This window comes from Paraburkholderia sp. Ac-20347, from assembly GCF_017104805.1.
GTDB lineage: Bacteria > Pseudomonadota > Gammaproteobacteria > Burkholderiales > Burkholderiaceae > Paraburkholderia > Paraburkholderia tropica.
This window is the reverse complement of the sequence record NZ_JAAGPN010000089.1, coordinates 25,466-32,500: the sequence shown is the minus strand read 5'-3', so window position 1 is coordinate 32,500 and position 7,035 is coordinate 25,466. Positions and strand designations below refer to the sequence as shown.

Here is a 7,035-nt window from a genome sequence, read left to right as displayed (position 1 = left end):
GCGCTCGACCGCTATGCGCTCGTCGTGTTCTTTTCGCCGAATGCGGTCGACCGCGCGTGCGAGTGCTACCGCTCGATCTCGTCGATCTGGCCGCACGCGCTGCCCGTCGGCTTGGTCGGTCCGGCGAGTGTCGCCGCGCTCGCGCGCCACGGCGTCAGCGCCCCCGCGCATCGCGTCATCAGCCCGGCCGGTTCCGCCGACGAGGAGCCAGCGCGCTTCGACTCGGAATCGCTTTACGCCGCGCTCGAAAAGGAGCTCGGCGAGAACGCTTTTGCGGGCAAGCGCGTGCTGATCGTGCGCGGCGACGGCGGGCGCGAATGGCTCGCCGACCGTCTGCGCGAAGCGGGCGCGGAAGTGGAGGCCGTCGCGGCCTACCGCCGCATCGTGCCCGAGCCGCCGATGGGCGCGTGGGCGACGGTTCACACGCTGCTCGAAGGCGCGCCGCACGCGTGGCTCGTGACCAGCTCGGAAGGCGTGCGCAATCTCGACGAACTCGCGCGCGAGCACCTCACGGCGGGCGAGATCGTCGAGCTGCGCCACGCGCAACTGGTCGCGCCGCATCCGCGTATTGCCGAGACGGCGCGCGGATTGGGTTTTGATAGGATGACGGTGTCCGGCGCGGGCGACGAGCGCATCGTCGAGACGCTGCTGGGGCTTGCCGCATCCGCGCCGGCCAGCACGGTTTCTTCCGATCTCTCTTCAGCCGCGCTTTCGGCGGCTCAACCGGTTCAGAACACCCCGGCCTCGCCGCCGGCACAACCACGCATGACTGATTCGAACGATTCCAGCCACGTTCCCAATCAAGGCGCCGCTTCGGCAGGCGCTTCGCAAACCGCTTCTCCGACGGCATCGAAACCGGCCGCCCAGACCGCGAGCGCGCGGCCTGCGTCGTCTGCTGCGTCTTCCGCATCGTCGTCCTATTCGTCGGCGCCGCTGACGCCGGCCGGCAACGGCGGCGCGCGTCGCGGCGGCAGCACCGCGATCCTCTGGCTCGTGGTCGTGCTGCTCGCGGCGGGTGCGGCGGGCGGCGGCTATGCGCTCAACCGCAAGCTCGACCGCGTCGACGCCTCGCTCGCGCAGCGCCAGCAGAGCGCCGATCAGCAGACCGCCGCTCTGCGCGCGCGCGCCGACGAGGCCGCGTCGAGCGCACAGCAGATCGACAAGCAGATGGCGCAGCTCGAAGGCAAGATCGCCGACGCGCAGAACTCGCAGCAGGCGCTCTCGCAGCAATACGCCGACCTCGCGAAGAACCGCGACGACTGGACGCTCGCCGAAGTCGGCCAGATGCTGTCGAGCGCGAGCGAGCAGCTCCAGCTCACCGGCAACACGCAGCTCGCGCTGTTCGCGCTGCAAAGCGCCGACACGCGCCTCGCGGCGTCGGCCAGCCCGCAGGCGCTCGCCGTGCGCAAGGCCATCGCCGAAGACATCGACAAGCTCAAGGCCGCGCCGTCCACCGACCTCGCCGGCCTCGCCATCAAGCTCGACACCGCGCTCGCCGAAATCGACGCGCTGCCGCTCGCGGGCGAAGCGCTCGTCGCGCACACGAAGCCCGAAGCCGCCGCGCCCGCCGACGTCGCCGTGACGGCCGCCGCCACCGGCGAGCCGCGCTGGAAGGCGTGGCTCGACACCTTCGTGCACGGCATCGGCCAGCAGATCGCGAGCCTCGTGCAGGTGCGCCGCATCGACAACGCCGACGCCATGCTCGTCTCGCCCGATCAGGGTTACTTCATGCGCGAGAACCTGAAGCTGCGCCTGCTGTCGGCGCGTCTGTCGCTGCTCTCGCGCAATCCGGCCACGCTCAAGTCCGATCTCGCCGCCGCCGACGCAACGCTCGCGCGCTACTTCGACGGCGCGTCGAAAGAAACGCAGAACGTGCGCGACCTGCTCAAGCAGGTGGACGCGGGCTCGACCGCTGTCGCGCTGCCCACGCTCGACACGAGCCTGAAGGCGCTGCAGCAATACCAGAGCCGGGGGTAAGCATGGCGATCCGTGGACTTCTCTGGCTCGCGCTCCTGTTCGTCGTGGCGGTCGCGCTCGCGACCGTCGGCCGTTTCGACGCGGGGCAGGTGCTGCTCGTCTATCCGCCGTATCGCGTGGATGTCTCGCTCAATCTGTTCGTGGTCGGCGTCGTGGTGGCGTTTCTGCTGCTCTACGCGATCCTGCGTTTCGTGCGCAACGTCGTGACGATGCCGCGCCGCGTGGCCGCGTACCGCGCACGCGCGCGCAAGGAAAAGGCGCATTCGGCGCTGCGCGACGCGATCGGCAATCTCTATGCGGGTCGTTTCTCGCGTGCCGAGAAGGCCGCGCGCGACTCGCTCGCCGACGACAACAACAAGGGCGCCGCGGGCCTGATCGCCGCGAACGCCGCGCATCGTCTGCACGAGTACGCGCGTCGCGACGACTGGCTCACGCAGGTCGACGACCCCGAGTTGCAGGAAGCGCGTCTGATGGCAACCGCCGACATGCGCGCCGACGGCCGCGATGCGGACGGCGCGCTGGCCGCGCTCACCGAAATGCGCTCGCAGGGCGGCCGCCGCATTCACGCGCAGCAGATCGCGCTGCGTGCGCAGCAGCAGCTCAAGAACTGGAGCGAAGTGCTCAAGCTCGTGAAGACGCTGGAAAAGCGCGAGGCGCTGCATCCGGCCGTGGCGGTGCGTCTGCGTCAGCTCGCGGCGGAGAACCTGCTGCGCGACCGTCGTCATAACGCCGACGCGCTGCTCGAACTCTGGCACGCGCTCTCGCCGATCGAGCGTCATTCGCCGCGTCTGGCCGATTGCGCGGCCGAACTGCTGATCGCGCTGGAGCGTCAGGCGGACGCGCGCAAGATCGTCGAGGAAGCGCTTGCGCAGAACTGGGACGCGCGCCTGCTGCGCCGCTATCCGGACACGGCCGGCGACGACGCGCTGCCGCTGATCCAGAAGGCCGAGGCGTGGCGCAAGGAGCGTCCCGATGACGGTGACCTGCTGTTCGCGCTGGGCCGTCTGTGCCTGAAGCAGCAGTTGTGGGGCAAGGCGCAGTCGTTCCTCGAGGCGGCGCTGAAGTCGGCCAACGCGAGCAACAACGAGCCGCTCAAGATCCGCTCGCATCGCACGCTCGCGCGTCTGCACGAGCAGCTCGGCGACGCCGACAAGGCCGCCACGCACTATCGCGAAAGCGCGATGTCGATGAACGTGGTGTGATCTTCCGTTCGTGCGTTATCGCAGCGCATGCTGCAACGAAAAACGGCCGCTGCTAGCGGCCGTTTTCTTTTATCGAAGCATGTCTATCGATCGACCAGCGTCTTCGGCGCCGACAGCGCGAGCAGCCCGCCGAGGATCATGAACGCCGCGAGCATGTACATGCCGGAGTCGTTGGCGGCGGTCGCCTGTTTGAGCCAGCCCACGGCGTACGGGCTCAGGAAGCCCGCGAGATTGCCGATCGAGTTGATGAGCGCGATGCCCGCCGCCGCGCCCGTGCCCGCGAGCCACGCCGTGGGCAGGCTCCAGAACAGCGGCAGCGTGGTGAGGATGCCGAAGGTCGCGAGCGTGAGCGCGGCCATCGCGAGCGCGGTGTCGTGCGCCCATGTCACGGAGAGCACGAGGCCGAGCGCGCCCACGGCCGCCGGAATCGCGATGTGCCAGCGGCGTTCGCGGCGACGGTCGGCGCTCTTCGCGACCAGCACCATGCCGACCACCGCCGCCGCGAACGGAATCGCCGAGAGCAGGCCGATCGCCAGCGCGTCCTTCACGCCCGTCGCCTTGATGATGGTCGGCAGCCAGAAACTCACGCCGTACAGACCCATCACAAACGAGAAGTAGGTGAGGCTCATGAGCAGCACGCGCGGGCTCGTGAGCACGGTGACGAGCGGCGGATCTTCCTTGGTCGCGTCTTCGGCGGCGATGTTGCGTTCGAGCAGCGCGCGTTCCTCGGGCGTGAGCCACTTCGCGTTGCCGATGCGGTCGTCGAGCACGAAAAACACCACCACGCCGACGATCACCGAAGGCAGCCCTTCGAGCAGAAACAGCCACTGCCAGCCTTGCCAGTCGTTCGCGCCGTCGAAGGCCTTGAGGATCCAGCCCGACACCGGACCGCCGATCACGCCCGAGAGCGCGATGGCCGTCATGAACCACGTCGTCATGCGGCCGCGCCGGTGCGCCGGATACCAGTAGGTCAGATAGAGAATGATGCCGGGGAAGAAACCCGCTTCGCACAGGCCGAGCAGGAAGCGCATCACGTAGAACATCGTCGGCGTGGTGACGAACATCGTGAGGATGGACACGAGTCCCCACGTGACCATGATGCGCGCGATCCAGATGCGCGCGCCCACGCGATGCAGGATCACATTGCTTGGCACTTCGAACAAAAAATAGCCGATGAAGAAAATGCCCGCGCCGAAGCCGTAGACCGCATCGGAGAGACTGAGCGCCGCGCTCATCTGCAGCTTGGCGAAGCCGACGTTCACGCGGTCGAGATACGCGACCACGTAGCAGAGCATCAGGAGCGGCGTGAGCCGCCAGGCGACCTTGCGGTAAGTGGCTTCTTCGAACGCCGAAGGCGGCGCGCCCGCGCTCGCATGCGGCAGGGGATTCGCTGGACTGGCCATGGTGTCTCCAATGTCGTGTGTCGGCTGTTATTCGTGTTTTGTGCGTCGGGTATGCCGGGGTCAAGCACGATCATTCTAGCCGCGCCGCCGGGGCGTGGCGGCGCGGGAAAACACTCATGCGTCAAGCACTTACGAGCGAGGCGAAAGCGGCGTGACGCGGTTCAGACGCAGCGGCCGCCATCGACTTCGAGACACGCGCCGGTGATGAACGCCGCTTCGTCGGAGGCCAGATAGAGGCAGGCGTTGGCCACGTCCTGCGGCGTGGAGAAGCGCCCGAGCGGAATGGTCGCGACGAAGCGCGCGCGGTTCTCGGGCGTATCGGGAACGCCCATGAATTCGGCGGTGAGGCCCGTATCGCCGATCACGGGATTCACGCAGTTCACGCGGATGCGGTCGGGGCCGAGTTCGGCGGCGAGCGCCTTGCTCGCGACGATCATCGCGCCCTTGCTGCCGTTGTACCAGACGAGTCCGGGTCGCGGCCGGATGCCCGCCGTCGAGGCGATGTTGACGAACGCGCCGCCGCCGCGCTCGCGAAAATGCGGCACGAACGCGCGCACGCTCCAGTAGAGGCCTTTCACGTTGACGGCGAAAACGCGGTCGAATTCCGCTTCGCTGACTTCCATCACCGGCTTGTTGCGATGCGTGGTGCCCGCGTTGTTGACGACGATCTCCACGCTGCCGAAGCGGCCGATGGCGGCTTCTCGCAGCGCGTGCCAGTCGGCTTCGCGCGTGATGTCGCCTTGTACGGCGATCGCCTGGCCGCCCGCGTGCTCGATCTCGCTTGCCACGCGCTGCGCGGCCTCGGCGTTCAGATCGTTGACGACGACATTCGCGCCTTCGCGCGCATAGGTTTTGGCGATGCCTTCGCCGAATCCCGAACCGGCGCCCGTCACGACGGCCGTCTTGCCTGTGAGTCGCATGCTGTCTCCGAATTTTTTATCAGCGATGAAAAACGGTGTAGCGTCAGCCGTGCTTGAGCGCGATGGTTTTCAGCACGGTGAAGCCGTAGAGCGCTTCGAAGCCTTTTTCGCGGCCGTGGCCCGACTGGCGCGAGCCGCCGAACGGCAGTTCGACGCCGCCGCCCGCGCCGTAGTTGTTGACGAACACCTGGCCCGCGCGCACGCGCCGCGCGATGCGCATCTGGCGCGCGCCGTCGCGCGTCCACACGCCCGCGACGAGGCCGTAGGGCGTGCCGTTGGCGAGCGCGAGCGCCTGGGCTTCGTCGTCGAAGGGCATGGCGGCGAGCACGGGGCCGAACACCTCTTCCTGCGCGAGACGGCTTTGCGGCGGCACGTCGCGCAGCAGCGTCGGCGCTTCGTAGAAACCGCCGGAGGGTGCGGCGGCGTCGAGCGTGCCGCGCGCGGCCACGGCGATGCCGTCGCGCTGCGCTTCGTCGAGAAAGTCGCGCACGCGTCGCCGCTGTTTCTCGTTGATCAGCGGACCGCAGTCGAGATCGGCGCTCGCGGGCCCGACTCGCAGCGTTTCGAACGCGGCCGCGAGCCGGTCGAGTAACGGCGCATAGGCGCTGCGCTCGATCAGCACGCGGCTGCCCGCCGAGCAGGTCTGCCCGGCGTTCTGCACGATCGTGGCGACGAGCACGGGCAGGGCGGCGTCGAAGTCGGCGTCGGCGAACACGATCTGGGGCGACTTGCCGCCCAGTTCGAGCGTGACCGGCACGTGATGTTCGGCGGCGGCCTGCGCGACGAGCTTGCCGGTTTGCGGCGAGCCCGTGAACGAGATGTGGTCGATGCCCGGATGCGCCGAGAGCGCCGCGCCCGCCTCGTGGCCGAGCCCGGTGACGAGATTGAGCGCGCCGGGCGGAAAGCCCGCTTCCTGCGCGAGCGCCGCCACGCGCAGCAGCGACACGCAGGCGTCCTCGGCGGGCTTCACCACGCAGGCGTTGCCGGTCGCGAGCGCGGCGCCGACGCTGCGTCCGAAGATCTGCATCGGGTAATTCCACGGCACGATGTGGCCCGTCACGCCGTGCGGTTCGCGGATCGTGAGGACCGTGTAGCCGTGCTGATAGGGCAGCGTTTCGCCGTGCAGCTTGTCGGCGGCGCCTGCGTAGAACTCGAAGTAGCGCGCGAGCGCGGCGGCATCGGCGCGGGCCTGCTTGAGCGGTTTGCCGGTGTCCTGCGCTTCGAGTTGCGCGAGCGTTTCCTGATGCTGCGCGACGAGACCCGAGAGCTTGAACAGCAGGCGTCCGCGTTCGGCGGCGCTGAGCGCGCCCCAGATGCCTTCATACGCGGCGCGCGCGGCCTGCACTGCGGCGTCGATGTCGGCGGCATTGCCGCGCGCGAGTTGCGCGAACGGTTGACCGGTGGAGGGATCGAGCGCGGCGAGGGTCTCGCCGCTGGCGGGCGCGCGCCACGCGCCGCCGATGAAATGCTTCGCTTCTTCCATGCATGCGCCTCGTAAATAGGGGATGAAACGAGGGAAGGGAACGCAAGACG

At 68.6% G+C, this 7,035-nt stretch carries 5 protein-coding genes; 2 read left to right on the top strand and 3 right to left on the bottom strand.

Annotation, left to right across the window (positions count from 1 at the left end):
• Nucleotides 1-1,977: fused uroporphyrinogen-III synthase HemD/membrane protein HemX (hemDX, locus tag G3N97_RS18225; RefSeq protein ID WP_205994493.1), on the top strand; the 1,977-nt coding region annotated here is incomplete at its 5' end.
• Between the two features lie 2 nt (nt 1,978-1,979).
• Nucleotides 1,980-3,179 carry a heme biosynthesis protein HemY gene (locus G3N97_RS18220; protein WP_205994492.1) on the top strand — a complete coding sequence of 400 codons (1,200 nt, stop codon included), beginning with the start codon at nt 1,980-1,982 and terminating at the stop codon, nt 3,177-3,179.
• An 83-nt stretch (nt 3,180-3,262) separates the two neighbouring features.
• Here G3N97_RS18220 and G3N97_RS18215 read toward each other — a convergent pair whose 3' ends face one another.
• From G3N97_RS18215 to G3N97_RS18205, 3 genes are all read right to left on the bottom strand, one after another.
• Nucleotides 3,263-4,582: an MFS transporter gene (locus G3N97_RS18215; protein WP_205994491.1), complete on the bottom strand. Its 1,320-nt coding sequence runs from the start codon at nt 4,580-4,582 to the stop codon at nt 3,263-3,265.
• A 161-nt stretch (nt 4,583-4,743) separates the two neighbouring features.
• A complete protein-coding gene (locus G3N97_RS18210; protein ID WP_205994490.1) occupies nt 4,744-5,502 on the bottom strand; it encodes an SDR family oxidoreductase in 759 nt (252 codons plus the stop codon).
• A 43-nt stretch (nt 5,503-5,545) separates the two neighbouring features.
• Nucleotides 5,546-6,985 (bottom strand): aldehyde dehydrogenase family protein, encoded by a 1,440-nt coding sequence (locus G3N97_RS18205; protein ID WP_205994489.1) that lies wholly within the window; start codon nt 6,983-6,985, stop codon nt 5,546-5,548.
• Nucleotides 6,986-7,035 lie beyond the last annotated feature (50 nt).

What these genes read in the sequence shown, in the direction of transcription:
- G3N97_RS18220 (WP_205994492.1), top strand. Translation starts at nt 1,980, where the DNA reads ATGGCGATCCGTGGACTTCTCTGGCTCGCGCTCCTGTTCGTCGTGGCG.
- G3N97_RS18215 (WP_205994491.1), bottom strand. Translation starts at nt 4,582, where the DNA reads ATGGCCAGTCCAGCGAATCCCCTGCCGCATGCGAGCGCGGGCGCGCCG.
- G3N97_RS18210 (WP_205994490.1), bottom strand. Translation starts at nt 5,502, where the DNA reads ATGCGACTCACAGGCAAGACGGCCGTCGTGACGGGCGCCGGTTCGGGA.
- G3N97_RS18205 (WP_205994489.1), bottom strand. Translation starts at nt 6,985, where the DNA reads ATGGAAGAAGCGAAGCATTTCATCGGCGGCGCGTGGCGCGCGCCCGCC.